This window comes from Ralstonia mojiangensis, assembly GCF_023955645.1.
Taxonomy (GTDB): Bacteria; Pseudomonadota; Gammaproteobacteria; order Burkholderiales; family Burkholderiaceae; genus Ralstonia; species Ralstonia mojiangensis.
The window spans coordinates 271,448-296,660 of sequence record NZ_JAMXHU010000003.1 but is presented as its reverse complement, the minus strand read 5'-3'; the positions used below and the strand labels follow the sequence as shown (position 1 = coordinate 296,660).

The following is a 25,213-nucleotide window of genomic DNA, read 5'->3' as shown; positions in this document are numbered from 1 at the left end:
TTCTCCTTACGCCGCCACGCGCAGCGGCTCAATCAATGCTTCCAACTTGACAGCATCCGCCGCAAACAGGCGGATGCCTTCGGCCAGCTTTTCGGTGGCCATGGCATCGGCATTCATGTGCCAGCGGAACGATTTCTCGTCGGCCGGCAGGCGCACGATGTTGGCGGCGTTGGCATTGTCCGGCGAGAGCTTGCGTTCGACCGGCGCGTCGGACTGCTGCAACTGGGCGAGCAGATCCGGGCTGATGGTCAGGAGGTCGCAGCCGGCCAGTTCGACGATCTGCGAGATGTTGCGGAAGCTCGCGCCCATCACTTCGGTTGGGTAGTCGAACTTCTTGTAGTAGTTGTAGATGCGCAGGACGGACTGCACGCCCGGGTCGTTTGCGCCGCCTTGCGCGACCGGGTCCCAGTTGGCGCCGGCATCCTTTTTGTACCAGTCGTAGATGCGGCCGACGAAGGGCGAGATGAGCTGCACGCCCGCTTCCGCGCAAGCCACGGCCTGGGCCAGCGAGAACAGCAGCGTCATGTTGCAGCGGATGCCTTCGGCGCGGAGTTGATCCGCCGCGCGGATCCCTTCCCAAGTCGACGCGATCTTGATCAGCACGCGTTCGCGCGCCACGCCACGCGCCTCGTACAGCGCAATCAAATGCTTGGCCTTAGCGACCGTCGCCTCGGTGTCGAACGACAGGCGCGCATCGACTTCGGTCGACACGCGGCCGGGAATGATCGACAGGATCTCGCAACCGAAGGCCACGAGCACGGCATCGATGATGTCTTCCACACTGTCGCTGCGGGCGTCGCGCACGGCTTGTTCCAGCAGCGGGCGGTATTCGGCTTTCTGCACGGCCTTGAGGATCAGCGACGGATTGGTCGTTGCATCGTGCGGCGCGTAGGCGCGCATGGCCTGGAAATCGCCCGTGTCGGCGACGACGGTGGTGAACTGCTTGAGTTGATCGAGCTGAGTCATGAAGCGAGTCCGAAGTACGTTCCAGCGTTGCGCTGGAGGTGAAAGGATGAATCGATTGTACTCCGCGGGTTTGGCTCCGCCAGCCGGCCGAGAGCCGTCGCATTGATCCGGTACACTACCGGGTTTTCCGATCCCGACCGAGTTTTTGCGATGACGCAGGATGAACTGAAGGCGCTGGTGGCGCAGGCCGCAGCAGATTACGTATTGGCCAACGTGCCCGAGGGCGCCGTGCTGGGTGTCGGCACCGGCTCGACGGCCAACCTGTTCATCGACGCGATGGCGCCGCACAAGGCGCGCTTTGCCGGCGCGGTGTCCAGCTCCGAGGCGTCGACGCGCCGGCTGCAGGGCCATGGCTTTACAGTGCTCGATTTGAATGAAGTCGATGCCATTCCCGTCTACGTGGACGGCGCTGACGAAATCGACGGCTCGGGAGCCATGATCAAGGGCGGCGGTGGCGCGCTCACGCGTGAAAAGATCGTTGCCTCGGTTGCCAGCGTGTTCGTCTGTATTGCTGACGGCAGCAAGCTTGTTGAGACGATGGGCGTCTTCCCGTTGCCGGTGGAAGTGGTGCCCATGGCACGTGCCGCTGTGGCCCGCCAACTTGCTGCGCTGGGCGGGCAGCCGCGTCTGCGCATGACCAAGGAAGGCCAGATCTACAAGACCGACAACGGCAACGTGATCCTGGACGTGACGGGTCTGCGCATTGCCGATCCGAAAGGCTTGGAATCAGTGGTCAACGATATTCAGGGCGTGGTGACGGTCGGCCTGTTTGCCAAGCGCGGCGCCAACGTGCTGCTGCTAGGAACGGAAGCCGGTGTGCAGCGACGCGATTTCTGATCGCCAGGTGTTTCGCATCGAAAAGCCGCTCACGTAAATGGGCGGCTTTTTTATGCTCGTTGGGGCACTTCGGATGAGCGTTGTCCAAACAAAAAGCCGTTCAGCGCAAACTGAACGGCTTTTTCATTGGTAACGGCAAATCAGGCCGAGGGCGGCGGCACGTAGCCGGCAGCTTCGTCTGCGCCGTCGCCAAAGAAGTACTTCTCGGTTTGCTTGAGCAGGTACTGGCGTGCACGCGAATCGGCCATGTTCAGGCGGTTTTCGTTGATCAGCATGGTCTGGTGCTTGAGCCAGCCGGCCCAGGCTTCCTTCGAGACGCTTTGCCAGAGTTTCTTGCCCAATTCGCCGGGCAGGGGCGGGAAGTCGAGACCTTCGGCTTCCTTGTTGAGCTTGACGCAGTGGACCATGCGGGCCATGGGGATTCCTCTTGTGTGGCGGGAGCGCCGCTCAAGCGCGACGCAGGTGCCGCTATTGTAAAGGCCGCGCGCCGCCGGGCTCTGATTCCACGACGCACGCCAAGGGTTTAAAGCTTCTTCATCAGCACCATCGAGCGCCGCTGCCAGTTGTAGAGCTTGCGACGGTCTTCCGGCAGATCGTCCACGCTGGCACGTACGAAGCCGCGTTTGAGGAACCAGTGTTCCGTCCGCGTGGTGAGCACGAACAGGCGCTTGAGGCCCAGCGCACGGGCGCGCACTTCGGTGTGCTTGAGCAAACGCTCGCCGTCGCCGGTGCCTTGGCTGTCTGGGGAGACGATCAGGCAGGCCATTTCGGCCATGCCGTCTTTCGGGTACGGATACAGCGCCACGCAGCCAAAGATGATGCCGTCGTGTTCGATGACCGAGAAGTTGGCGATGTCGCGCTCCAGCAGACGGCGTTCGCGCGGCACCAGCGTGCCGTCGGCTTCCAGCGGCTCGATGAGCGAGACGATGCCGCCCACGTCGTCCAGCGTGGCCTCGCGCAGGTATTCCAGATCGGTGTGCGACACCATGGTGCCCACGCCATCATGCAAAAACAGCTCCAGCAGGATGCTGCCGTCCAGCGCAAACGGGATCACGTGTGCCCGGCGCACGCCGCCGCGCATCGCCTTGACGATGTGCTGCAGGTAATAAGCCGTGTCGTGCGACAGGCTGCCGTCGCGCAGGCGCTCGATAGCCGTTTCCATCGACAGGTCCTGCTGCAGCTTGCCCACGCGGTCCATGATGCCGGGCAGCTCCGTGATGAAGATGAGCTTGTCGGCCTTAAGCGCCGTGGCGGTGTTGGCGGCCACGTCTTCCATCGACAGGTTGAACGCCTGGCCCGTCGGCGAAAAGCCTAGCGGCGAGAGCAGCACGATCTTGCGGTTGGACAGGGAATGCTGGATCGACTCCGCATCGATCTTGCGCACCAGCCCCGTGTGCTGGAAGTCCACGCCGTTGACGATGCCCACCGGCCGCGCTGTCACGAAGTTGCCAGACACCACCGACATGCGCGCGCCGGCCATCGGTGTGTTGGGCAGGCCCTGGCTGAAGGCGGCTTCGATATCCAGACGCAGTTCGCCGGAGGCTTCCTTGGCGGACTCCAGCGCGGCGGCGTCCGTCACGCGTACGCCATCCACGAACTGGGTTTTCACGTTGCGCAGGGCAAGCTGTTCTTCCACCTGCGGGCGCGAGCCGTGCACCAGCACGATGCGCATGCCCATCGCATGCAACAGCGCGACGTCGTTGACGAGCGCGCCCAGCATGCCGGCCTGGACCAGCTCGCCGCCAAAGCCGATCACGAAGGTCTTGTCGCGGAAGGAGTGAATGTAAGGCGCCACCTCGCGCAGCCAGTCCACGAACTGCTGCTGTTCGGGCGTGGGCGGAATTGGGGCGACGTCGACAGGGGCGGGCGTATGCGCCGCCAGCGAAACGCCGGAGGCGGGGGCGGAGGAGCGAGCGGTCACGGACGGAGGAGGAAAAGCGGCACGGGGCGCGGGCCGGCGTAGGAAAGATGCGCGGATTATAATCCCGCCCGATGTCAGATTCCCACGCCCAGCCGCCCCGGCCACGCCCGGCGGCGCCCTCCCAGAAATCGCCGAAAGACACGCCGCCGCCCGAGCGCAAGCCCGGTGGCAATGCTCGTCCGCAGCGCCGCCAAAAGCCCACGCCGGAAGAACTTGCCGCGGCGCTGGAGGCGCGCCGCGCACGAGCGAACCGCGTCCCGCCGATCACGTTTCCCGAAGCGCTGCCCGTGTCGGCCCGGCGCGACGAGATCGCTCAGGCCATCGCTGCCAACCAGGTGGTGATCGTCTCGGGTGAGACCGGCTCGGGCAAGACCACGCAATTGCCGAAGATCTGCCTGTCGATTGGACGAGGCATTGGCGCGGGCGGTACCGGGCTGATCGGCCATACGCAGCCGCGCCGGATTGCCGCGACGTCAACCGCCAAGCGCATTGCGCAGGAAATCGGCACGCCAGTGGGCGAGCATGTGGGCTTCCAGGTGCGCTTTAACGACACGCTCTCGGCGGGTGCGTCGGTCAAGCTGATGACCGACGGCATCTTGCTGGCCGAGACGCAGAACGATCCGCTGCTGCGCGCCTACGACACGATCATCATCGACGAGGCGCACGAACGCAGCCTCAACATCGACTTCCTGATCGGCTATCTCAAGCAGCTTTTGCCGCGCCGGCCCGATCTGAAGGTGATCATCACCTCGGCGACCATCGACGCTCAGCGGTTTGCCGAGCACTTCGCGGGCCCCAAGGGGCCAGCGCCAGTCATCGAGGTCAGCGGCCGGTTGTATCCGGTCGAGGTGCGCTACCGCCCGATTCAGCGCGACGAGAAGGACAAGGAGCGTGATCTGTACGAAGCGCTCGTCGATGCGGTGGATGAGCTTGCCCGCGAAGGCCCGGGCGACGTGCTCATCTTCCTGCCCGGCGAGCGCGAAATTCGCGAGGCGGCCGAGGCGCTGCGCAAGCACCATCCGGCCCATACCGAGATCCTGCCGCTGTTTGCGCGCCTGTCGGTGCAGGAGCAGGAACGTGTGTTCCGACCGTCCAATGCCCGGCGCATCGTGCTTGCGACGAACGTGGCCGAGACCTCGCTGACGGTGCCGGGCATTCGTTACGTGGTCGATACGGGGCTGGCGCGCGTCAAGCGCTATTCGTATCGCAACAAGGTCGAGCAACTGCAGATCGAGCCGGTGTCGCAGGCCGCGGCCAACCAGCGTGCCGGTCGATGCGGCCGGGTAGCCGACGGCGTTTGCATCCGCTTGTATGAAGAAGCGGATTTCATTGCGCGACCGCGTTTTACCGATCCGGAAATCCTGCGTTCGTCGCTGGCCGCCGTCATTTTGCGTATGAAGGCGCTGCGGCTGACCGACGTTGAGCAGTTCCCCTTTATCGAGCCGCCGCTTGGCCGTGCGATTGCCGACGGCTACCAGCTCCTGCAAGAACTTGGTGCCGTCGACGATGAAAACGCGCTGACCCCGCTGGGCAAGCAGGTCGCCCGTCTGCCGCTGGACCCGCGTGTGGCGCGGATGATTCTGGCCGGCCGCGACCACCAGTGCCTGCGCGAGATGCTCATCATCGCGAGTGCCTTGTCGGTGCAAGACCCGCGCGAGCGCCCGCAGGAACTGCAGCAGCAGGCGGATCAGGCGCATCGACAGTTTGCCGATGAGAAATCGGAGTTCCTCGGCTGGGTGAAGCTGTGGAAGTGGTTCGAAGAGGCCATCGCGCACAAGAAGTCGAACAAACAATTGCAGGACCAGTGCCGCTCGCACTTCCTGTCGCATGTGCGGCTGCGCGAATGGCGCGACGTGCATTCGCAGTTGCATACCACGGTGGCGGAGCAGGGCTGGAAGCTCAATGAATCCGATCCGACGTATGAGCAGTTGCATCTGGCGCTGTTGACGGGTTTGCTCGGCAACATCGGTGTGCGCATCGAAGAGGCGGATGGGAAAGGCCGTGAATACCTCGGCGCGCGCGGTATCAAGTTTTTCCTGTGGCCGGGTTCGGTCATTGCGCGCAAGGCGGGCAAGTGGGTCGTGGGTGGCGAACTGATCGAGACCAGCCGCCTGTTCGGTCGCACGCTGGCGCGCATCGAGCCGGAGTGGGTGGAGAAGGTCGGCGCGCACCTGTTGAAGGTGTCGTGGAGCGATCCGCACTGGGAAAAGAAGGCCGGGCAGGTGATGGCCTTCGAGCGTGGCACGCTGTACGGCCTGCCGGTCTATCAGCAGCGCCGCGTGCACTTCGGGCCGATGCAGCCGAAGGAAGCACGCGAGATGTTCATCCGCCGCGCGCTGGTCGACGGCGAGTTCGAAACGCGCCTGCCGTTCTTCACGCACAACCAGCGCCTGGTGCGCGAGATCGAAAACCTCGAACACAAGTCGCGCCGACAAGACGTGCTGGTGGATGACGAACTGATCTACGCGTTCTACGACAGCCAGATTCCGGCGGACGTTTACAACAGCGTGTCGTTCGAGCGCTGGTATGCCGAGGCCGCCAGTGCGGGCGGCAAAAGCGGCCAGAAGCTGCTGTACCTGAATCGCGATGACCTGATGCGCCACGAGGCGGCCGGCATCACGACCGACCTGTTCCCGAAGGCGCTGCCGATTGCCGGCATCGACATGGGGCTGACGTATCACTTCGAGCCCGGCAGCCCGCGCGACGGTGTAACGCTCACCGTGCCGCTGTATGCGCTCAACCAAGTGCCCGCGCAACGCACCGAATGGCTGGTGCCGGGCATGCTCAAGGAGAAGGTGCATCTGCTCCTGAAAAGCCTGCCGCAGAAGCTGCGTCGTCATTGCGTGCCGTTGCCGGACTACGCCGCCGGATTCGTCTCGCGCGTGCGGTTGGGGGATGGCGATCTGCTCGACCGCTTGATCGCCGACGTGCGCGAGCAGACCGGCATCGCGCTCAAGCGTGCCGACTTCAAGCTCGAAACGCTGCCTGCGCATCACTTCATGAATTTCAAGGTGATCGACGAGCACGGACGCCAGCTCGACATGGGTCGCAATCTGGCCCAGTTGCGAGCGGAACTGGGCGGACGCGCGCAGCAGACGTTCCAGTCGATCGCCGCGCAGGACGCTGCCGTGGCTGGCGCCCAGAACGAGGGTGCCAAGCCCGGCAAGGCAGGCAAGTCGGAAGCTCCGGCAAACGCCGCGCTTTACTCGGGCCTGACCACATGGAATTTCGGCGAGTTGCCGGAACTGCTGGAAGTTCGCAAAGGCAGCCAGACGCTGTTCGGCTATCCGGCACTCGTCGATGCCGGTGACCACTGCGATGTGGAAGTCTTCGATGATCCAGCAGAAGCCACGCGCATCCATCGCCTGGGCTTGCGGCGGTTGTTCGCAATCCAGCTGCGCGAGCCGTTGAAGTATCTGGAAAAGAACATCCCGGGCCTGTCGCAGATGGCCATCCAGTTCATGAACCTGGGCACGCAGGATGATCTGCGCGACCAGATCCTGGATGCCACGCTGGAGCGCGCGTGCCTGCAAGACCCGCTGCCGACTGATGACGCCAGTTTTGGTGCCCGCAAGGACGAAAGCCGCGCACGCCTGACGTTGCTGGCGCAGGAGATTGCGCGGCTGGTTGGTGCCATCCTGGCTGAATATGCGCAACTGCCGCGCAAGCTGCAGATCGCCAAGCCGTTTGCCGCCGTCGCCACCGATATCGACGCGCAGCTCAAGACGCTGATGCACAAACGCTTTATCGAGGCGACGCCGTACGCGCAGTTGACGCACTTCCCGCGTTACCTGAAGGGCATCGCGCTGCGCATCGACAAGCTCAAGGCTGACCCCGCCCGCGACACGCAGCGCATGCAGGAGATCGCGCCGCTCATCCAGCAATATCAACGTGCGGAAAAGGCGTTGCGCGTGCAAGGGCAGGGCGGCAATGACCCGCGCATGGAGGAATTCCGCTGGATGCTGGAAGAGTTGCGCATCGCCCTGTTTGCACAGGAGCTGCGCACGCCGGTGCCGATGTCGGTCAAGCGGCTGCAGAAGGTGTGGGAATCAATGCAGCGATAGCTGCAATGCGTTGTTGGGAGCGGGGAAAGTTCCCGCTTTCTTTTTTTGATTTGTGTCAGCGACGACGTAAATGCGAGCGTTAGAATGGCTGGCTAAGTTGCTGAATCTTCTCGATATGTCTGCCTTGCGCGCCTCGTTTGCCTCCCGTTGGTTTTCCACGCTTGTCCTTTCGGCCGCTGCTTTGATGGCAGCGCAAGCGGCGCGTGCTGAAGTCGTCACTGTGCTCAACTCGGGCGACGCAAGCGTCTCTCTGATCGACAAGGACACCCGCAAGGTGCTCGAGACGTTCCCCATCGGCAAGGAGCCGCACCATCTGATCGCCACGCCCGACGAGAAGTCGTTGATCGTTGCCAACGCGGTCGGCAACGAGCTGGTGTTCCTCGATCCTGTGACCGGCAAGATTCAGCAGCGTGTGCCGCGCATCGACGATCCGTATCAGATCGGCTTCTCGCCGGACCAGAAGTGGTTCCTAACCACCGGCAACCGGCTGGACCGCATTGATATCTACCGCTGGGACGGTCACGCGCTGACCATCGCCAAGCAAGTGCCTGCGGCCAAGACGCCAAGCCATATTGCCTATACCGCCGACAGCAAGATCGCATTTGTCACCCTGCAGGATTCCAACGAGGTGATGGCCATCGACCTGCCCACGCAGACCGTGATGTGGCGCATGACCATTGGCTCCGCCCCGGCCGGAGTGTGGGTCACGACCGATCAGAAATACCTGCTGGTTGGCATGACCGGCGCCGATTACGTCGAAGTGATCGACTGGCACAACCGCACCAGCGTCAAGCGCATCCCGACCGGCAAGGGCGCGCACAACTTCCGCGCGCTGGGTGACAAGCGCCACTTGTTCCTGTCGAACCGCGTGTCGGGCACGATCAGCATCATCGATCAGCAAACGCTGACCAAGGTGGGCGACATCACCGGTCTGCCGCCTGGTCCCGACGACATGGAATTGACCGCCGATGGCAAGCAGCTGTGGGTGACCTGCCGCTGGGCCAAACGCGTGGCGATTGTCGATGTGGCAAGCCGCAAGGTCGTGGAAGAGATCAAGGTCGGGCGCTCGCCGCACGGCATTTACTTCCGCACGCGCGCTCCCCTGATTTGAGCATCACGACGATGAAATCCGGCCTGTCGATGTTGCGCACGGTCGCTGCCACGGCAGCGCTGGGCCTGTGCGCGCTGGCCACGGCCGCACCGGGTGGGGTGAATGCCGGTGCGTGCAAAGGCACCGTCTACCTGACGTTCGACACCGGCAGCATGAGTCAGGCGCAGTTGATTGCTGACACGCTGCGCCGCCATCGTATCCACGCCACGTTCTTCCTCGCCAACGAAAAGACCATCCACGACGACAGCACGCTGGATGACGGCTGGGCACCGTATTGGAAATCGCTTGCCGCCGACGGCCACGCCTTCGGTACGCACACCTTCGATCACGTCTACTACAAGGGCGAGGCGGGTGCGGGCAAAGTCCGTTTCCGCCCGCAGTTTGGCGAGCAGGGCGGCCGTAATGTCGTGTGGGGCGAGCCTGAGTTCTGTGCGGAACTGAAACACAGCGCCGAGCGCTTCAAGGCCATGACCGGTCAGCCGATGGATCCGCTGTGGCGTGCGCCGGGTGGTCATCTTTCTGCGACGACCGAGGCCTGGGCCAAGCAATGCGGGTTTGCCCACGTTGCATGGGCGCCCGCCGGTTTCCTGGGCGATGAGTTGCCATCGGAGCGTTACCCGAACGACGCGCTGTTGCAGAAGGCGCTGTCCAGCCTGCGCGATGGCGACATCACCATGGCGCATCTGGGAATCTGGTCGCGCAAGGATCCGTGGGCGCCTGCGGATCTGGAGCCTTTGATCACCGGCTTGGAACGCAAGGGTTTCTGCTTCGCTACGCTGCGCGATCATCCGCAGTACCAAGCGTGGTTTGCTGCTCACCCGGCACACACTGCGGCCCGCTGACATGTTTGACTGGATCGCCGACACCTTCACGCAAGCGCAGGACGTGCTCTTCCAGCACGTCGTGATGCCGATCACCTATGCCGTCGGCCTGGGTGGTTACGTCGAAGATGCCTACCCCGGCACGGAATGGCTGCTGATGGGGCTGGTGCAGATCGCGGTGCTGCTGCTGATCTTCCGTCCGCTGGAACGCTGGCGCCCGGTGGAGCCGATGCAAGACCGCAAGGCCGTGCGTGCCGACATCTTCTACACGCTCTTTCACCGCCTGGGTTTCTTCCCGCTGCTGATGTTTTTCATGCTGCAGCCGCTGATCGACGACCTCGACGGCAAGCTGCGCTTCTGGGGCTGGGCGCACCTGAACGTGGAAGACTGGTGGCCGGGCGTCACATCCGTCGCTGTCGTCAGTTTTCTGATCTATCTGGTGTTGTTCGACCTGCTCGACTACTGGTATCACCGCCTCTCACACAAATTTCACTGGTGGTGGAACCTGCATTCGCTGCATCACAGCCAGCAGCAGATGACGCTGTGGTCCGATGACCGCAACCACATCCTCGACGATGTGCTGCGCGGCGCTGTGTTTGCCATCGCGGCGCTCGTCATTGGGGTTGAGCCTTCGCAGTACGTTCTGTTGGTTGCCATTTCGCAATTGCTGCAGAGCCTGCAGCACGCCAACGTGCGGCTGCATTTCGGGTGGCTGGGCGACCGGCTGCTGATCTCGCCACGCTTCCATCGGTTGCATCACGCGATTGGGCTGGGCCATGAAGTGCCGGGCAAGCCGGGCGTGCTGGGCGGCTGCAACTTTGGCGTGCTGTTCCCATGGTGGGACATGCTGTTCGGCACCGCCATCTTCTCGCCCGAGTACCACGCCACCGGTATTCGCGATCAACTTCCCGCGCCGCAAGGGCGCTCGCGCGACTACGGGCGCGGCGTGCTGCGTCAGCAGTGGCTTGGCCTCAAGCGCCTGTTCGGCAGGGCGTAAAGTTCACGCGCGACGGCGCCAGCGTCATTTCTGCACGCTGTGCTAGGCTGTTCGCTCCCTGATTTCCCGATTTCTGCATGAACGACCTGATTCGCTCATTTGGCCGGGCGCTGCTCTCGCAACTGCATCCGCGCATGCTCTTCCTGACCGTGATGCCGTTCGTCGTGGCCGTGGTGGTCTGGGGAGGGGTGCTGTATTTCGGCTGGGATGCCATGAACGGCATGGCCCGCAACGCCGTGGAAGGCTGGGCCTTCATGGGCTGGATCAAGAGCGGCCTCAACGCCATCGGCATGGCCGGATTGTGGTCGGCCATTGCGCCGCTGCTCGTGATCACCTTGCTGGTGCCGGTGATTGTCGTATCCATCCTTGTGCTGGTGAGCGTGGCGTCGGTGCCGGTGGTCATGCGTTTTCTTGACCGCAGTTATCCGCAGCTTGAGCGTCGCAAGGGCGGCACGGTGCTGGGCAGCCTGATGCATGCGCTGCTATGCACGCTGGTGGTCATTCTGGTGGCGATCGTCACGCTGCCGTTGTGGCTGATCCCCCCGTTTTTTGCACTGATTCCACCGTTGCTGTGGGGTTGGCTCACGTACCGGTTGATGACGTACGACGCGTTGGCTGACCACGCGACGGCCGAAGAGCGCCGCGCGATTATGCAGCGCTACCGGCTGCCGCTCCTGGGCATTGGCGTGGCCGTCGGCATGCTGGGCTCCGCGCCGACGCTGCTGTGGGTATCGTCGGTGGTGACGATTGTGCTGTTCCCGATCATCGCCATCGCCGTCATCTGGCTGTACGTGCTGATCTTCATTTTCTCGGCGCTGTGGTTCGGCCATTTCTGCTTGCGCGCACTCACGCGCCTTCGTGCTGAAGCGCCGCCTGCGCGCATGGTCGAGGCCATCGAGATCGAGGTCACTACGATTGAATTGCCTCGCGAATAATTAGAAACCATCGGAACTGACATGGCTTTCGGCATGATCATCATCGGCGACGAGATTCTCTCTGGTCGCCGCGAGGACAAACACCTGCGCAAGCTGATCGAAGTGCTCGGCGAGCGCGGCCTAGCCTTGGAGTGGGCGGAATACGTCGGCGATCAACCCGCGCGCATCACCAGCGTGCTCAAGCGTACCTTTGCCAGCGATGACGTGGTGTTCTGCACCGGCGGTATCGGCGCGACGCCCGATGACCACACGCGCCAATGCGCAGCTGCTGCGCTGGGCGTACCGTTGGAGCTGCATCCGGAAGCGCGAGAGCAGATCACGTTGCGCATTTCCGAGTCGGCCAACGGTGACCCGGCCAAGGCAGATGTCTCAACGCCCGAGAATCAGCACCGCTTCAAGATGGGCGAGTTTCCGCAGGGCGCACGCATCATCCCGAATAGCTACAACCGCATCCCCGGTTTCTCGGTGGCGCATCACCATTTCATGCCGGGTTTCCCGGTGATGGCGTGGCCGATGATGGAGTGGGTACTCGACACTTATTACGCCGATCAATTCCACCGCGCGCCGCGCGAAGAGCGCTCGTTCCTGGTGTTCGGCCTGCCGGAGTCGCGGCTCACGCCGCTGATGGAACGCATCGAAGCTGAGTTCGATGGTGTAAAGGTCTTCAGTCTGCCCAGCGTGGGCGATACGGCGCGCGGCGAGCGCTATGCCCGCTCGCACATCGACCTGGGTGTCAAGGGCTCGCCGGAAGCCGTGGCGCGCGCCTATGTGGTGCTGCGAGAGGGCGCCTTGGCGCTGGGCGGCGAGATTTTCGAGGCGGACGCCTCCGCAGCGTCCTGACGCTTAGCAGCGTGCCTCAGGCGCCGTGCCAGGGAAGGCCCCGGAAGCACCAACCTTCCACGGTCTTGCGATGTCCCTCGGTGTCTTTGGCGCCCTCAAAACCTTCGAGCACGTCCATCGCTGCGGTATAGCCCGCCTGCGCGGCCGCCGCTGCTGCATGCTTGGAGCGTGCGGCGCTGCGGCACAGAAACAGCACCGGGGCGTCTTTCGGAACGGCTGCTTCCAGCGCGCTCAGGAAATTGGCGTTGCGCACGCCGCCCGGATACTGATTCCACTCCACATGCACAAACTGGCTTGGCGAAACGTCCGGCGTGCCAACCCAGTCGAGTTCGGCACGCGTGCGCACGTCCACGAGCCGCGCTTGCGGGTCGGCGGCCAACAGCGCGGCAGCCTCTTGCGGCGACAGCGCGCCGAAGTACGGCAGCTGATCTGCCTCGCGGCGAGCGGCGGCGGCCTCGAGCAGGGACTCGCGAGTGAGCGTAGTGGCAGTCATGGCGATTGAGCGCGTGGAATGGGAAGCGGTCATTTTAGCGCCGCCGTCACATGGCGCGGGCGAAAATCACCTAAACGGTGCGCGCACAGCTTTAACGCACTGCAACGGTGCCGGTCGGGCTTTTATGCACCTTTTACGTGCGTTGGCTATGCTGTTTGAACAGCCTTGTTCATATCGACGAGGATTTTGCGTGACACCGTTCGGCTGGATTGCGGGGCGCACGCACCGTGTCAGACATGGGCTGGCGCGGTGCTGCACTGTTTGCGGGAGTGCTTGCCCGTTGTCGGACCGGAATTGGCATAGTTTCTGCTAATATTCCCGCGGTCTTTTTCGGGGGCGTCCGTTGGTCGGACGGCCTTGCTGGAAAGAAGATGTTTCGGAGTGAGGGCGAGTTGCAGCCGATGTGCAGCGATCCGTCACACAACCGGCTCACAATACTTTGCGTTATTGCGCTACCAGGAGAATGGCATGTCCCAAAGCATTGCAGACGTGATGAAGCTCGTGAAGGAAAACGACGTCAAGTTCGTCGATTTCCGCTTCACCGATACCAAGGGTAAGGAGCAGCACGTCTCGGTCCCCGTTTCGCACTTCGACGAAGATAAGTTCGAAAGCGGCCACGCATTCGACGGCTCGTCGATCGCCGGCTGGAAAGGCATCGAAGCGTCGGACATGCTGCTGGTGCCGGATGCAAACACCGCACACATCGACCCGTTCTACGAAGAGCCGACCCTGGTCCTGACCTGCGACGTGGTCGAGCCGTCGGACGGCAAGGGCTACGACCGCGACCCGCGCTCGATCGCCAAGCGCGCTGAAGCCTATCTGAAGAGCACGGGCCTGGGCGACACCGCCTACTTTGGTCCGGAACCCGAATTCTTCATCTTCGACGGCGTGACCTGGAACATCGACATGCAGGGTTGCTTCGTGAAGATCCATTCCGAAGAAGCTCCGTGGTCGTCGGGCAAGGACTTCGAACACGGCAACTCGGGCCACCGTCCGGGCAAGAAGGGCGGCTACTTCCCGGTTGCCCCGATCGACACGTTCCAAGACATGCGCTCGGAAATGTGCCTGATCCTGGAATCGCTGGGCATTCCGGTTGAAGTCCACCACCACGAAGTGGCAGGCCAAGGCCAGAACGAAATCGGCACGAAGTTCAGCACGCTGGTGCAACGCGCCGACTGGACCCAACTGCAAAAGTACGTGATCCAGAACGTCGCGCACACGTACGGCAAGACCGCCACGTTCATGCCGAAGCCGGTCGTGGGCGACAACGGTTCGGGCATGCACGTGCACCAATCCGTGTGGAAGGACGGCCAGAACCTGTTCGCAGGCAACGGCTACGCCGGTCTGTCGGAATTTGCGCTGTACTACATCGGCGGCATCATCAAGCACGCCCGCGCGCTGAACGCCCTCACCAACCCGGGTACGAACTCGTACAAGCGTCTGGTGCCGGGCTTTGAAGCTCCGGTCAAGCTGGCTTACTCGGCCCGCAACCGTTCGGCTTCGATCCGTATTCCGTACGTTGCGAACCCGAAGGGCCGCCGTATCGAAACGCGCTTCCCGGATCCGCTGATGAACCCGTACCTGGGCTTCTCGGCTCTGTTGATGGCCGGCCTGGACGGCGTGCAGAACAAGATCCACCCGGGCGAAGCTGCCGACAAGAACCTGTACGACCTGCCGCCGGAAGAAGACGCAAAGATCCCGACCGTGTGCTCGAGCCTGGATCAGGCCCTCGAGTACCTGGACAAGGATCGCGAGTTCCTGACCCGCGGTGGTGTGTTCTCCAACGCCATGCTCGACGCCTACATCGAACTGAAGATGGAAGAAGTCACGCGCTTCCGCATGACGACGCACCCACTCGAGTTCGAGATGTACTACTCGCTGTAATCTGCGAGCGCCCCGAGCGATATGTCGGGGCGAAGAGACGGTTGTGAGAGGAGGGGCGGCGCAGGTCGCCCTTCCTTTTTATGAAGCGGAGTTTTGTGGCTAGAATGAGCGTCCGCCGGACTCCGGCGCCCGATCGACGTATCCGCCAGGTTCCATTCATGTTCCGTCCTTCCCCACGCATCGCATCCGGACTGCTTGCCGCCGCCGCGGTGTTTGCCACGCTGTCCGTGCAGGCACCCGCGTACGCTGATGATGTTTATCTGTGCACCGGCCCGAATGGCGTGCCGGAGTACCGCAACAGCGGCAACGTGAAAGGCTGCAAGAAGTTGACGCTGCCAGATGTGGTAACCGTCCCCGGCACGCGCAGCCCGCGCAGTGCAGGAGCGGCACCCGCACCGGCGCAAAACAATGCAGGTGGCGGTTTCCCCCGCGTGGACAACGCCACGCAGAAGGCACGTGACGGCGAACGCCGCCAGGTGCTGGAGGCCGAGCTGGCAGACGAGGAGCGCAAGCTCCAGGCGTTGAAGGCCGAATACAACAACGGTCAGCCCGAGCGCCAGGGCAACGAACGTAACTATCAGAAGTATCTGGACCGCACCGCGCAGTTGAAGGGCGACATCGAACGCAGTCAAGCCAATGTCGATTCCATCCGCCGGGAGCTGGGCAATCTCAAGGAGTAGGTAAACGATGCGTCGACTGATCCGCAAAGCGGCACGCCGCGATGAACAGGAACAGACGACGCCATCTGCGCCGTCAGCCTCCGCCTCTACGCGTGAGGCGTTCGGAAGCGAGCCCATTGACGGGCCGCCGCCCATTCCGTTTTCACATGGTGCACCGCCATCGTTTCCTGGGCTCGATGCGGTGCCCAATCCCATCCTCTTCGTCCGCCACCCGGCGCTGACGATCTTCTACGCCAACCCCGCCGCTGAAGCCGCCCTGGCCGTGTCCCGCCGCCAGCTGGTGGAGATGTCGTTGTTCGAGTTGTTTGCCGATCCGTCCGAACTGGGCGAGATGATCGCCACCGTGGCGGTTCGCCAGTTCGATGCCAAGCGGCGTGATGTCTCGCTCGAGCGCGTGGGCCACGAACCGCTGCACGCGCATGCCGTTGTGGGCGCACTCGACTTTGCGCCGGGATCGGTGCTGCTTGAGCTGCTGCCCAACGAGCAGAAGATCCGCAGCGAGCGCGAGGAGCGCTTGCTGGACCTGACCTCCGCCAACAAAGAGCTGATCCGCAATCTGGCGCACGAGATCAAGAATCCGCTGGGCGGCATCCGTGGCGCCGCGCAGTTGCTGGAGTTCGAGCTGCCGGAACGTTCGCTTCGCGAGTACACGCAAGTCATCATCAAGGAATCCGACCGCCTGCAGACGCTGGTTGATCGCCTGCTGGAACCGCACCGGCATCCGCATATCGTTGGCGATGTGAACATCCACGAGGTGTTGGAGCGTGTGCGCTCGGTGGTGCTGGCAGAGTTTCCGCAGGGCCTGCATATCGTGCGGGACTACGACGCGAGCCTGCCGGAGTTTCGCGGCGACAAGGAGCAGCTCATCCAGGCCCTGCTCAACATCGTTCACAACGCGGCGCATGCGCTGGGCCCTCGCATTGCGCAGGGCGACGGCGAAATCATTCTGCGCACGCGCGTCGCACGCAAAGTTACGATTGCAAAACGTCTTTACAAGCTGGCATTGGACTTGCATGTAGTGGACAACGGTCCTGGTATCCCGGACGACATCCGCGAGCGAATCTTCTTCCCGCTGGTGTCCGGAAGGGAGGGGGGAAGTGGGCTGGGCCTGACACTCGCGCAGACGTTCGTGCAGCAGCACGATGGTCTGATCGAATGCGAGAGCAGGCCGGGTCAAACGGATTTCCGCATTCTCGTGCCGCTGCACTGAAGCCTCGCTTCAACGACGCAGCGCGAGAAGGCCCAGGCGAGACGAAGTCAAGCAGACGAACCAACACATGAAGCCAATCTGGATAGTCGACGACGATCAATCCATCCGCTGGGTCCTTGAGAAGGCGCTGGCGCGTGAGAGCCTGCTCTCGCGCAGCTTTACCAACGTGCGCGATGCGCTCAATGCGCTCGACGAAGAAACGCCGCAAGTCCTGATCTCCGACGTCCGCATGCCGGGCGGCTCGGGGCTGGATCTGCTGCAGGCCATCAAGGCCAAGCACCCGGGGCTGCCGGTCATCATCATGACCGCGTATTCGGACCTGGATAGCGCCGTGGCGGCGTTCCAGGGCGGCGCGTTTGAATACCTGGCCAAGCCGTTCGACGTGGATCGCGCGGTCGAGCTGATCCGCCGCGCGCTGGAGGAGAGCCTGCGCGAGGAGGAAATCGACGATCGCCTGAGCGATGCGCCTGAGATTCTCGGGCAGGCGCCGGCCATGCAGGACGTGTTCCGCGCGATTGGGCGGTTGTCGCAGTCCAATGTGACGGTGCTGATCACCGGCGAATCCGGCACGGGTAAAGAGCTGGTGGCCCGGGCGCTGCATAAGCACAGCCCGCGTGCTAGCGGCCCCTTCATCGCGCTGAATACGGCGGCGATTCCGAAAGATCTGCTGGAATCCGAACTGTTCGGCCATGAGCGTGGCGCCTTTACCGGCGCGCAAACCATGCGCCGCGGCCGCTTCGAGCAAGCCGAGGGCGGCACGCTGTTCCTCGATGAAATCGGCGACATGCCGTTCGATCTGCAGACGCGGTTGCTGCGCGTGCTGTCGGACGGACACTTCTATCGCGTGGGCGGTCACAACCCGCTCAAGGCCAACGTGCGCGTCATCGCGGCCACGCACCAGAATCTTGAAACGCGCGTCAAGGACGGCCTGTTCCGCGAGGACTTGTTTCACCGCCTGAACGTGATCCGTTTGCGCTTGCCGGCGCTGCGTGAACGTCCGGAAGACATCACGCTGCTGGCGCGCCATTTCCTGCAGAAGAGCGCCAAGGAACTGGGCGTGGAGCCCAAGCGTATGTCGGACGATGCGCTGGCACATATCGCCACGCTGCCGTTCCCGGGCAACGTGCGGCAACTGGAAAACCTCTGCAACTGGCTGACCGTGATGGCGCCGGCGCAGACCATTGAAAGCAAGGATCTGCCCGCCGATCTGGTGCGAGGCAACGCGCAGATGCTGCCGGCCATGGGCGATGCCCCGGCGCGCCCGGCCTTTATCGGCGAGCCGTCGCATGGTGGCGAACCGTATGGTGTTACGCCGTCGGTCGATACGTTGCTCTCAACCACTTCAGTGGGCGCATCCATCGCCGCAGGCTGGGAGCGCGCGCTCGCAGGCGAGGCCAAGGCCATGCTCGAAGCGGGCCAGCCTGACGTGATGGACGCGCTGACGCGTCGCTTCGAGAAGGCAATTCTGGAGGCTGCGCTTGGTGTTACGCGCGGGCGCCGTGTCGAGGCGGCAACACGCCTGGGCATCGGCCGCAACACCATCACACGCAAATTGCAGGAGCTTGGCTTCGACTGACGCGCCGTCAGCAGGGCCAGTCCACCGAATATCGTCGAGCTTGGCGATTGGGATTGGGCGGATTTCCGGTAAGGGAGTCCGCCCTTTTTTTTGTGCGTCGCGAATGCGTGCCGCGCTTAGTGCAGCTTGTGCTTCAGCTGCGACAGTTCTTCATGCGCGCGCATCACGGCAGATTCCACAGAATGGTCCACCTTGCCGGTGGCGTTCTGGCAGGCCATCTTCGCGCGGTCGGAGCAGGCTTCGAGCTCGTCGATAGCCTCGACGAAGGTCTGCTGGTCTTCAGCGCCTTCCAGCCGCGAGTGGCATTGGCGGGCCTGGTCGTTCAGTTGCTGGATCGATTGCTTCAGCGAGTCAGGCACGTCCTTGTGCGAGGCGCAGGTCCGGGCCAGTTCGGCGATGGTGCTTTCCGCATGTTCAAAACGCTGGCGCAGTTTCTCTGTTTGCATGGAGGGCTCCTGTCGGTTGCGTAGAAAAGGCGTTGGCACCGCATGCACCGTTATGAGGCCGTCACATGGTGCAAAGCGGTGCAACGCCCAATTTCGGCGCAAGCGGCGTGCCGCGTGCGGCAAGCGCCGCAGAAGCTCCACGTCGTGTTGCGGTGCAAAGATGTCTGGGTCAGCCGCGCGGTGCGGGCAGGGCGAGGGAGCGCGCCTCAAGGATGCGTTCAGCGACTTCGGCAAAGCCGCCGCCGCCTTCAGCCTCTGTAAGGTAAGCGGGCGGCACGGGCAGCGTATCGATCACGTCCAGCACATTGGCCACACCCACCGAGAGCGGGAAGAACTCGAACATTGCAGCATCGTTGGCCGAGTCCCCCACGAACACCCAGCGTTCACGTTCGGCATGCAAGTCGATACCGAATGCGCGGCGCGCGAGCGACACGCTGGCGCTCAGCTTGTCGTGCTTGCCGAACCAGCCGTTCACGTGAATCGAACTGACCGTGGCGTGCATGCCGTGCGTGCGCATGATGTCGACGATGTGCTGCACGGCGTGCTGCGGCAGCGGCGGGACTTGCTCAGCATGATCGACAGCGAGATCCGCTGCGTGCCAAGCTTGATCCGTCGCCAGCGCTGAACCCGGCACGGCGCGCCTGATCTCCGCTCCGACTTCTCGGATGCGCTCCAGATTGCGCGCGCGCGTTTGGGCGTCGTCAACAAAGTCGGTGGCCAGATGCCCGCGCGAATCGACGCGCATGGCAAACGCGCCGTTCTCGCCGATCACCGCGTCAACAGGCCAAAGCCGCGCGATGACTTCGCACCAGGCAATCGAGCGGCCGGTGACCGGCACAACCCTGATGCCGGCACGATGCAAACGCTCCAGCGCCGAGTACGTCTGCGCGGGGAGCTTACCCCTCGTGGTGAGGGTGCCATCCACGTCGGTAAAGACGCCGGTGATATTGCGCAGTGCATCATCCGAGAGTTGATGCAGGGCCAGCGGAACTCGCCGCTCGGCGATGACGGGCGTGGTTTCAGGCGAGTCCGGAGTGGCAGGAGTGGTGGGTTGGGCGAGCATGCTGCGCGTGCAAAAGAGAGTGTCTTGAATCATTCTAACGGCCGTTGCAAGCCAAACCTTGGAGGGATTTCCCGATTTCTTTGTGACAGAAAGGGAAGTAACATCCCGCTGTCATAAAAATGACCGACCGTGCATATACAGTCGGCGCGCCGTGGGCGGAGCGAGGGAGCCCGCCGGGTCGAAACAAGGAGAAATGATGTCGATCAAGAAGATTGCGGGGGCCGCAGCAGTACTGGCCGCGTGTACGTTTGCGCAAGGCGCGTACGCTGTGACGGAAATCCAGTGGTGGCATTCGATGGAAGGCGCCTTGAACGACAAGGTGAACGAGATCGCCACCAAGTTCAACGCCAGCCAGTCTGACTACAAGATCGTGCCGGTCTACAAGGGCCAGTACGATGAATCGCTGGCTGCGGGCATCGCGGCATTCCGCGCGGGCAACGCACCGGCCATTCTGCAAGTGTTCGAGGTGGGCACCGCCACCATGATGAACGCCAAGGGCGCCATTGTGCCGGTCGCCAAGATCATGAAGGACGCTGGCGAGAAGTTTGACCCGAAGGCCTACGTGCCGGCCGTGGCTGGTTACTACACGTCGAACAAGGGCGAGATGCTGTCGTTCCCGTTCAACAGCTCGACGACGATCATGTATTACAACAAGGACGCCTTCAAGAAGGCCGGCCTTGACCCGAACAAGCCGCCCGCAACGTGGCAGGAAGTGGCTGTCGACGCGGCCAAGCTGAAGGCAGCGGGCGTGGCCTGCGGCTACACGACCGACTGGCAGTCGTGGGTGCATCTGGAAAGCTTCTCGGCGTGGCACAACGTGTCGTTCGCCACGGAGAACAACGGTTTTGGCGGCGCAAAGGCTCGCTTGAACTTCAATGGCCCCGTGCAGATCAAGCACATCGAGAACCTGCTCGACATGGAGAAGAAGGGCTACTTCACCTACGCCGGCCGCAAGGACGAGCCGAAGGCGAAGTTCATCGCGGGTGAGTGCGCCATGCACACGGGTTCGTCGGCAGCGCTGGCGAACATCCGCAAGGGCGTCGGCACCAAGTTCGCCTTCAGCCCGGCGCCTCTGCCGTACGAAGCCGGTGTGGCGGGTGCCCCTCAGAACACGATCATCGGCGGCGCTTCGCTGTGGGTGATGGGCGGCCACAAGGCTGACGAATACAAGGGCGTGGCCAAGTTCTTCACCTTCCTGTCGCGTCCGGATATCCAGTCCGACTGGCACCAGTCGACTGGCTACCTGCCTGTTACGATGGAAGCGTATGAGCTGACCAAGAAGTCCGGTTTCTATGACAAGAACCCGGGCGCCGACGTGGCCGTCAAGCAGATGATCGTCAAGACGACCGACAAGTCGCGCGGCATTCGTCTGGGCAACTTCCCGCAGATTCGCCAGGTGATCGACGAAGAGCTGGAAGCCGTCTGGGCCGGCAAGAAGACGCCGAAGGAAGCGCTGGACACGGCTGTGTCACGCGGCAACGAGCTGCTCGCCCGTTTCGAGAAGACCGTCAAGGAATAAGCGCCGATTCGGTGCTCGTCTAAACCGCCGGCCTCGTGCGCTCGCACGGGCCGGCGGTGCGTTTTTGGAATGTCGCATGGAAAAACGCGTCGTTTTTCGGTCGCGCTGGCTGCCGTATGTGCTGGTTGCCCCGCAGATCGTCATCACTCTGGTGTTCTTCTTCTGGCCCGCGGGGCAGGCGCTGTATCAGTCGCTGCTGCGCCAGGATGCCTTCGGCATCAACCTCGAATTCGTGGGGCTGGAGAACTTTCGTGACCTCTTCAACGATCCGACTTACCTCGGGTCATTCCAGACCACGGCGGTGTTCGCCATTGGCGTCGCGCTGGTGGGTCTGGGCACCTCGCTGGCGCTGGCGTATTTTGCCGATCGCGCGCTGCGTGGCGCCACGTTCTACAAGACCCTGCTGATCTGGCCGTACGCCATCGCGCCGGCCGTGGCGGGCGTGCTATGGAGCTTCCTCTTCAACCCCTCGCTGGGCATCGTGTCGTTCGTGATCCGCAAGATGGGCGTGGACTGGAACTTCGTGCTCAACGGCGGCCAGGCGCTGACGCTGGTGGTCATCATCGCGGCGTGGAAGCAGATCAGCTACAACTTCCTCTTCTTCCTGGCGGGGCTGCAAAGCATTTCGAAGTCGCTGATCGAAGCGGCCGCCATTGACGGTGCCGGGCCGTGGAAGCGTTTCTGGTCGATCGTGTTCCCGCTGCTGTCGCCCACCACGTTCTTCCTGATGGTGGTGAACGTCGTGTACGCGTTTTTCGACACCTTCGCCATCATCGATTCGGTCACGCAGGGCGGCCCGTTCAAGGCGACGGAGACGCTGGTGTTCAAGGTCTATCAAGACGGTGTGCGGGGTCTCGATATCGGTGGATCGGCGGCTCAGTCGGTGATCCTCATGGGCCTGGTGATCGTGCTGACGATCGTCCAGTTCCGTTACGTTGAACGCAAAGTCCAATACTGAAAGGAGGGCAACCGCACCATGATTGAACGCCGTCCATTCCTGGACTTCCTCACCCACGTCGTGCTGATTCTCGGCGTGATCGTCGTGGCGTTTCCGGTGTACGTCGTATTCGTCGCGTCGTCGTTGACGGCCGAAGACGTGCTGCAAGCGCCGATGACGCTGATTCCTGGTCCGCACCTCATCGAAAACTATCGCACGGTGCTCACGTCGGGCATGGGCAACTCGGCCACGCCGGTCGGCACCATGCTCATGAACAGCCTGATCATGGCGTTGGGCATCTCGCTCGGGAAGATCGCGATTTCCATCATCTCGGCCTTCGCGATCGTCTATTTCAAGTTCCCGCTGCGCAAGACGTTCTTCTGGCTCATCTTCGTCACGCTGATGCTGCCGGTGGAAGTGCGGATCCTGCCCACATACAAGGTGGTGTCGGATCTCGGCATGCTGAACACTTACGCTGGGATGACGATTCCGATCATCGCATCGGCCACGGCCACGTTCCTGTTCCGGCAGTTCTTCCTGACCATTCCCGATGAACTGGCGGAAGCTGCGCGCATCGATGGCGCCGGCCCGCTCAAATTTTTCTGGGACGTGGTGCTGCCGCTCTCGCGCACCAGCATCGCGGCGCTGTTCGTGATCCAGTTCATTTACGGCTGGAACCAGTACCTCTGGCCGCTCTTGATCACGACCGAGAAGAACATGACGCCCATCGTGCTGGGCGTGACGCAAATGATCTCCCGCTCCGGCGATTCCGCCACCGACTGGAACCTGCTGATGGCCACCGTGATGCTGGCCATGTTGCCGCCTGCGGCAATCGTGATCGGCATGCAGCGGTGGTTCGTGAAGGGCCTCGTCGAAACCGAAAAGTAAAAGAAGCAAGATGGCAAAACTTTCGCTACGCAACGTCCAGAAGCACTACGCCAACCTCCAGGTCGTGCACGGCATCGACATGGAAATCGGCGACGGGGAGTTCATCGTTATCGTCGGCCCGTCGGGCTGCGGCAAGTCCACGCTGCTACGCATGGTGGCGGGTCTGGAGCCCATCACCGGCGGCGAAGTGTGGATTGGGGACCGCGTCGTCAACGAACTGGAACCGGCCGAGCGCGATATCGCGATGGTGTTTCAGAACTACGCGCTGTATCCGCACATGAGCGTGTTCGACAACATGGCCTACGGGCTGAAGATCCGCGGCTTGCCCAAGAGCGATATTCAAGCGCGTGTGGAACAGGCCGCAGGCATTCTTGAGCTCGGCAAGCTGCTGGATCGCAAGCCGCGCCAACTCTCGGGCGGCCAACGCCAGCGTGTGGCCATGGGCCGCGCGATCGTGCGTGAGCCGGCTGTGTTCCTGTTCGACGAACCGCTCTCCAACCTGGATGCCAAGCTGCGCGTGCAGATGCGTCTGGAACTGAAGGATCTGCATCGCCGTCTGCGCACGACGAGCCTGTATGTCACGCACGATCAGGTCGAAGCGATGACGCTGGCCGATCGCATGATGGTGCTCAACGGCGGCCGCGTCGAGCAGATCGGCACGCCGCTTGAGGTGTACTCGCGTCCGGCCAGCACGTTCGTGGCAGGCTTCATCGGCTCGCCGCCGATGAACCTCGTGCCCGTGTCGCGCAATGCCGGCGGCGACACGCAGATCCGGGTGGATGGTGCGAAGGAGGGCGACACTCCCGCCACGCTCGGCCATCTGCCGATGGGTCTTCATCTGCCTGAGCACGCGCTGATGGGTTTGCGCCCCGAACACATCGAACCGTGCTCCGCTGACCAAGCCATCGCCTTGATCGACGTGCGCGTGGTCGAAGCCCTTGGTGCAGATGCATTTGCGTATGGTGCGCTGGCTGGTCATCCGGTCGTGGTCCGGCTGGAGCCGCATGCCAGCGTAAAAGCCGGTGACAAGCTGCCGATCACCGCGGCCGCCGAACACTTGCACTGGTTCGACCCGCAAACCACCCGCCGCATCGAGGCGCTGGCATGACCGGCGCACGCGCCTTGCCGGACTGGCCGTATCCACGCGCCATTGCGCACCGCGGCGCGGGGAAGCTGGCGCCGGAGAACACGCTGGGGGCCTTCCGCCATGGCGCGTCGTTCGGCTACCGCATGTTCGAATTCGACGTGAAGCTTTCCGGCGACGGCGCATCGGTCCTGTTGCACGACGCCACGCTGGATCGCACCACGAATGGCGCAGGCCGCCTCGATGCGCTCACGCTTGGTCAGATTGCACAACTGGACGCCGGCAGTTGGCACAGCGCTACCTACGCGGGTGAGCCGGTGCCGACGCTGGCAGCCATCGCACGCTACCTTCGCGCCAACAACTTCCTCGCCAATATCGAGATCAAGCCGGTGCCAGGCGCGGAGTGGCGCACGGGCGCCGCTGTGGCGCTCGACGCCCGCACGCTGTGGGCCGGCGCCGACGTGCCGCCGCTGCTGTCGTCGTTTTCCGAGGATGCGCTGGCCGCCGCGCGCGAAGCTGTGCCCGAATTGCCCCGCGCATTGCTGCTCGACAAACTGCCCGCCGATTGGCTTGACCGACTGCGCGCATTGGATTGCGTTGCGCTCGACGCCAACCATCGCGAACTGACGCCTGAAATCATTGACGCGGCACATGCCGCAGGCTTCCGCGTCTGCTGCTATACGGTCAACGATCTGGATCGCGCGCAGTTGCTCTGGAGCGCGGGGCTGGACGGCTTGATCACCGATTGGGTCGACCGAATTTCGCCCGCCTGAATGTGATCAAGGCATGGCTTTGACGTGGCATAACAACGGTCCTTTGTCACGTCAAAGAATCAGAATATTGCTTATAAACATGCTATGCTTCCCCTCCGTGAAGACTTAGGTCCTTCCCGCACAACTTGTCTGTAAAAGCTGTCTCGGTACCTCCTTTCTGCCTTGCGC

At 62.9% G+C, this 25,213-nt stretch carries 22 protein-coding genes; 16 read left to right on the top strand and 6 right to left on the bottom strand.

Annotated elements, in window-relative coordinates; genetic code table 11:
- Positions 1-6: 6 nt before the first annotated feature.
- Complete coding sequence (gene tal / locus NG898_RS13435; RefSeq protein ID WP_012761783.1) at positions 7-966, bottom strand: transaldolase; 960 nt, start codon at positions 964-966, stop codon at positions 7-9.
- 150 nt (positions 967-1,116) lie between these two features.
- On the opposite strand from tal, the gene rpiA reads away from it, so the two are divergent.
- Positions 1,117-1,803: a ribose-5-phosphate isomerase RpiA gene (gene rpiA, locus NG898_RS13430; RefSeq protein ID WP_252692724.1), complete on the top strand. Its 687-nt coding sequence runs from the start codon at positions 1,117-1,119 to the stop codon at positions 1,801-1,803.
- A gap of 140 nt (positions 1,804-1,943) precedes the next feature.
- On the opposite strand, the gene NG898_RS13425 is transcribed toward rpiA, so the two are convergent.
- On the bottom strand, positions 1,944-2,219 hold the full coding sequence (locus NG898_RS13425) for an oxidative damage protection protein (RefSeq protein ID WP_004626344.1): 276 nt from the start codon (positions 2,217-2,219) through the stop codon (positions 1,944-1,946).
- Positions 2,220-2,326: 107 nt separating this feature from the next.
- Positions 2,327-3,724 carry an amino-acid N-acetyltransferase gene (argA, locus tag NG898_RS13420; protein ID WP_024975949.1) on the bottom strand — a complete coding sequence of 466 codons (1,398 nt, stop codon included), beginning with the start codon at positions 3,722-3,724 and terminating at the stop codon, positions 2,327-2,329.
- Positions 3,725-3,795: 71 nt separating this feature from the next.
- Between argA and hrpA the strand changes: the two genes are divergently transcribed.
- The 6 genes from hrpA (at position 3,796) to NG898_RS13390 (ending at position 12,492) form a co-directional block, all read left to right on the top strand.
- The gene (gene hrpA / locus NG898_RS13415) at positions 3,796-7,788 is read left to right on the top strand and encodes an ATP-dependent RNA helicase HrpA (protein WP_252692723.1); all 3,993 of its coding nucleotides are present in this window, start codon (positions 3,796-3,798) and stop codon (positions 7,786-7,788) included.
- A 115-nt stretch (positions 7,789-7,903) separates the two neighbouring features.
- Entirely contained in the window at positions 7,904-8,899 is a 996-nt protein-coding gene (locus tag NG898_RS13410; protein WP_252692722.1) for a YVTN family beta-propeller repeat protein, read from the top strand.
- 11 nt (positions 8,900-8,910) lie between these two features.
- Positions 8,911-9,741, top strand: coding sequence for a polysaccharide deacetylase family protein (locus tag NG898_RS13405; RefSeq protein ID WP_252692721.1), 831 nt, complete (start codon positions 8,911-8,913; stop codon positions 9,739-9,741).
- A 1-nt stretch (position 9,742) separates the two neighbouring features.
- Positions 9,743-10,717: a sterol desaturase family protein gene (locus NG898_RS13400; protein WP_252692720.1), complete on the top strand. Its 975-nt coding sequence runs from the start codon at positions 9,743-9,745 to the stop codon at positions 10,715-10,717.
- A gap of 77 nt (positions 10,718-10,794) precedes the next feature.
- Entirely contained in the window at positions 10,795-11,652 is an 858-nt protein-coding gene (locus tag NG898_RS13395) for an EI24 domain-containing protein (RefSeq protein ID WP_252692719.1), read from the top strand.
- A 21-nt stretch (positions 11,653-11,673) separates the two neighbouring features.
- Positions 11,674-12,492, top strand: coding sequence for a competence/damage-inducible protein A (locus NG898_RS13390; protein WP_252692718.1), 819 nt, complete (start codon positions 11,674-11,676; stop codon positions 12,490-12,492).
- Between the two features lie 16 nt (positions 12,493-12,508).
- On the opposite strand, the gene NG898_RS13385 is transcribed toward NG898_RS13390, so the two are convergent.
- A complete protein-coding gene (locus NG898_RS13385) occupies positions 12,509-12,985 on the bottom strand; it encodes a rhodanese-like domain-containing protein (RefSeq protein ID WP_252693439.1) in 477 nt (158 codons plus the stop codon).
- Positions 12,986-13,453: 468 nt separating this feature from the next.
- On the opposite strand from NG898_RS13385, the gene NG898_RS13380 reads away from it, so the two are divergent.
- From NG898_RS13380 to ntrC, 4 genes are all read left to right on the top strand, one after another.
- The gene (locus NG898_RS13380) at positions 13,454-14,869 is read left to right on the top strand and encodes a 3-hydroxylaminophenol mutase (protein ID WP_027677605.1); all 1,416 of its coding nucleotides are present in this window, start codon (positions 13,454-13,456) and stop codon (positions 14,867-14,869) included.
- 158 nt (positions 14,870-15,027) lie between these two features.
- Positions 15,028-15,549 (top strand): DUF4124 domain-containing protein, encoded by a 522-nt coding sequence (locus NG898_RS13375; protein ID WP_252692717.1) that lies wholly within the window; start codon positions 15,028-15,030, stop codon positions 15,547-15,549.
- Positions 15,550-15,556: 7 nt separating this feature from the next.
- Entirely contained in the window at positions 15,557-16,759 is a 1,203-nt protein-coding gene (glnL, locus tag NG898_RS13370; RefSeq protein ID WP_252692716.1) for a nitrogen regulation protein NR(II), read from the top strand.
- Positions 16,760-16,826: 67 nt separating this feature from the next.
- Positions 16,827-18,335, top strand: a complete 1,509-nt coding sequence (gene ntrC / locus NG898_RS13365; RefSeq protein WP_252692715.1) for a nitrogen regulation protein NR(I) — start codon at positions 16,827-16,829, stop codon at positions 18,333-18,335.
- 116 nt (positions 18,336-18,451) lie between these two features.
- Here the strand turns inward: ntrC and NG898_RS13360 are convergent, their stop codons facing one another.
- Positions 18,452-18,781, bottom strand: a complete 330-nt coding sequence (locus NG898_RS13360) for a hypothetical protein (RefSeq protein WP_252692714.1) — start codon at positions 18,779-18,781, stop codon at positions 18,452-18,454.
- Between the two features lie 169 nt (positions 18,782-18,950).
- Complete coding sequence (locus NG898_RS13355) at positions 18,951-19,844, bottom strand: HAD-IIB family hydrolase (protein ID WP_252692713.1); 894 nt, start codon at positions 19,842-19,844, stop codon at positions 18,951-18,953.
- A 196-nt stretch (positions 19,845-20,040) separates the two neighbouring features.
- Between NG898_RS13355 and ugpB the strand changes: the two genes are divergently transcribed.
- The 5 genes from ugpB to ugpQ all read left to right on the top strand — a co-directional run bounded on the left by ugpB (position 20,041) and on the right by ugpQ (position 25,045).
- Positions 20,041-21,363 (top strand): sn-glycerol-3-phosphate ABC transporter substrate-binding protein UgpB, encoded by a 1,323-nt coding sequence (ugpB, locus tag NG898_RS13350; protein ID WP_252692712.1) that lies wholly within the window; start codon positions 20,041-20,043, stop codon positions 21,361-21,363.
- Positions 21,364-21,439: 76 nt separating this feature from the next.
- The gene (ugpA, locus tag NG898_RS13345) at positions 21,440-22,321 is read left to right on the top strand and encodes a sn-glycerol-3-phosphate ABC transporter permease UgpA (RefSeq protein ID WP_252692711.1); all 882 of its coding nucleotides are present in this window, start codon (positions 21,440-21,442) and stop codon (positions 22,319-22,321) included.
- Positions 22,322-22,339: 18 nt separating this feature from the next.
- Positions 22,340-23,188, top strand: a complete 849-nt coding sequence (gene ugpE, locus NG898_RS13340) for a sn-glycerol-3-phosphate ABC transporter permease UgpE (protein WP_092971430.1) — start codon at positions 22,340-22,342, stop codon at positions 23,186-23,188.
- Positions 23,189-23,198: 10 nt separating this feature from the next.
- Positions 23,199-24,296 (top strand): sn-glycerol-3-phosphate import ATP-binding protein UgpC, encoded by a 1,098-nt coding sequence (locus tag NG898_RS13335; RefSeq protein ID WP_252692710.1) that lies wholly within the window; start codon positions 23,199-23,201, stop codon positions 24,294-24,296.
- The gene (gene ugpQ, locus NG898_RS13330) at positions 24,293-25,045 is read left to right on the top strand and encodes a glycerophosphodiester phosphodiesterase (RefSeq protein ID WP_252692709.1); all 753 of its coding nucleotides are present in this window, start codon (positions 24,293-24,295) and stop codon (positions 25,043-25,045) included. The genes NG898_RS13335 and ugpQ overlap by 4 nt, the downstream gene beginning before the upstream one ends.
- The last annotated feature ends 168 nt before the right edge of the window (positions 25,046-25,213 follow it).

Coding starts and splice junctions, on each gene's coding strand:
- tal (WP_012761783.1), bottom strand. CDS start 966: ATGACTCAGCTCGATCAACTCAAGCAGTTCACCACCGTCGTCGCCGAC.
- rpiA (WP_252692724.1), top strand. CDS start 1,117: ATGACGCAGGATGAACTGAAGGCGCTGGTGGCGCAGGCCGCAGCAGAT.
- NG898_RS13425 (WP_004626344.1), bottom strand. CDS start 2,219: ATGGCCCGCATGGTCCACTGCGTCAAGCTCAACAAGGAAGCCGAAGGT.
- hrpA (WP_252692723.1), top strand. CDS start 3,796: ATGTCAGATTCCCACGCCCAGCCGCCCCGGCCACGCCCGGCGGCGCCC.
- NG898_RS13410 (WP_252692722.1), top strand. CDS start 7,904: ATGTCTGCCTTGCGCGCCTCGTTTGCCTCCCGTTGGTTTTCCACGCTT.
- NG898_RS13405 (WP_252692721.1), top strand. CDS start 8,911: ATGAAATCCGGCCTGTCGATGTTGCGCACGGTCGCTGCCACGGCAGCG.
- NG898_RS13400 (WP_252692720.1), top strand. CDS start 9,743: ATGTTTGACTGGATCGCCGACACCTTCACGCAAGCGCAGGACGTGCTC.
- NG898_RS13395 (WP_252692719.1), top strand. CDS start 10,795: ATGAACGACCTGATTCGCTCATTTGGCCGGGCGCTGCTCTCGCAACTG.
- NG898_RS13390 (WP_252692718.1), top strand. CDS start 11,674: ATGGCTTTCGGCATGATCATCATCGGCGACGAGATTCTCTCTGGTCGC.
- NG898_RS13385 (WP_252693439.1), bottom strand. CDS start 12,985: ATGACTGCCACTACGCTCACTCGCGAGTCCCTGCTCGAGGCCGCCGCC.
- NG898_RS13380 (WP_027677605.1), top strand. CDS start 13,454: ATGTCCCAAAGCATTGCAGACGTGATGAAGCTCGTGAAGGAAAACGAC.
- NG898_RS13375 (WP_252692717.1), top strand. CDS start 15,028: ATGTTCCGTCCTTCCCCACGCATCGCATCCGGACTGCTTGCCGCCGCC.
- glnL (WP_252692716.1), top strand. CDS start 15,557: ATGCGTCGACTGATCCGCAAAGCGGCACGCCGCGATGAACAGGAACAG.
- ntrC (WP_252692715.1), top strand. CDS start 16,827: ATGAAGCCAATCTGGATAGTCGACGACGATCAATCCATCCGCTGGGTC.
- NG898_RS13360 (WP_252692714.1), bottom strand. CDS start 18,781: ATGCAAACAGAGAAACTGCGCCAGCGTTTTGAACATGCGGAAAGCACC.
- NG898_RS13355 (WP_252692713.1), bottom strand. CDS start 19,844: ATGCTCGCCCAACCCACCACTCCTGCCACTCCGGACTCGCCTGAAACC.
- ugpB (WP_252692712.1), top strand. CDS start 20,041: ATGTCGATCAAGAAGATTGCGGGGGCCGCAGCAGTACTGGCCGCGTGT.
- ugpA (WP_252692711.1), top strand. CDS start 21,440: ATGGAAAAACGCGTCGTTTTTCGGTCGCGCTGGCTGCCGTATGTGCTG.
- ugpE (WP_092971430.1), top strand. CDS start 22,340: ATGATTGAACGCCGTCCATTCCTGGACTTCCTCACCCACGTCGTGCTG.
- NG898_RS13335 (WP_252692710.1), top strand. CDS start 23,199: ATGGCAAAACTTTCGCTACGCAACGTCCAGAAGCACTACGCCAACCTC.
- ugpQ (WP_252692709.1), top strand. CDS start 24,293: ATGACCGGCGCACGCGCCTTGCCGGACTGGCCGTATCCACGCGCCATT.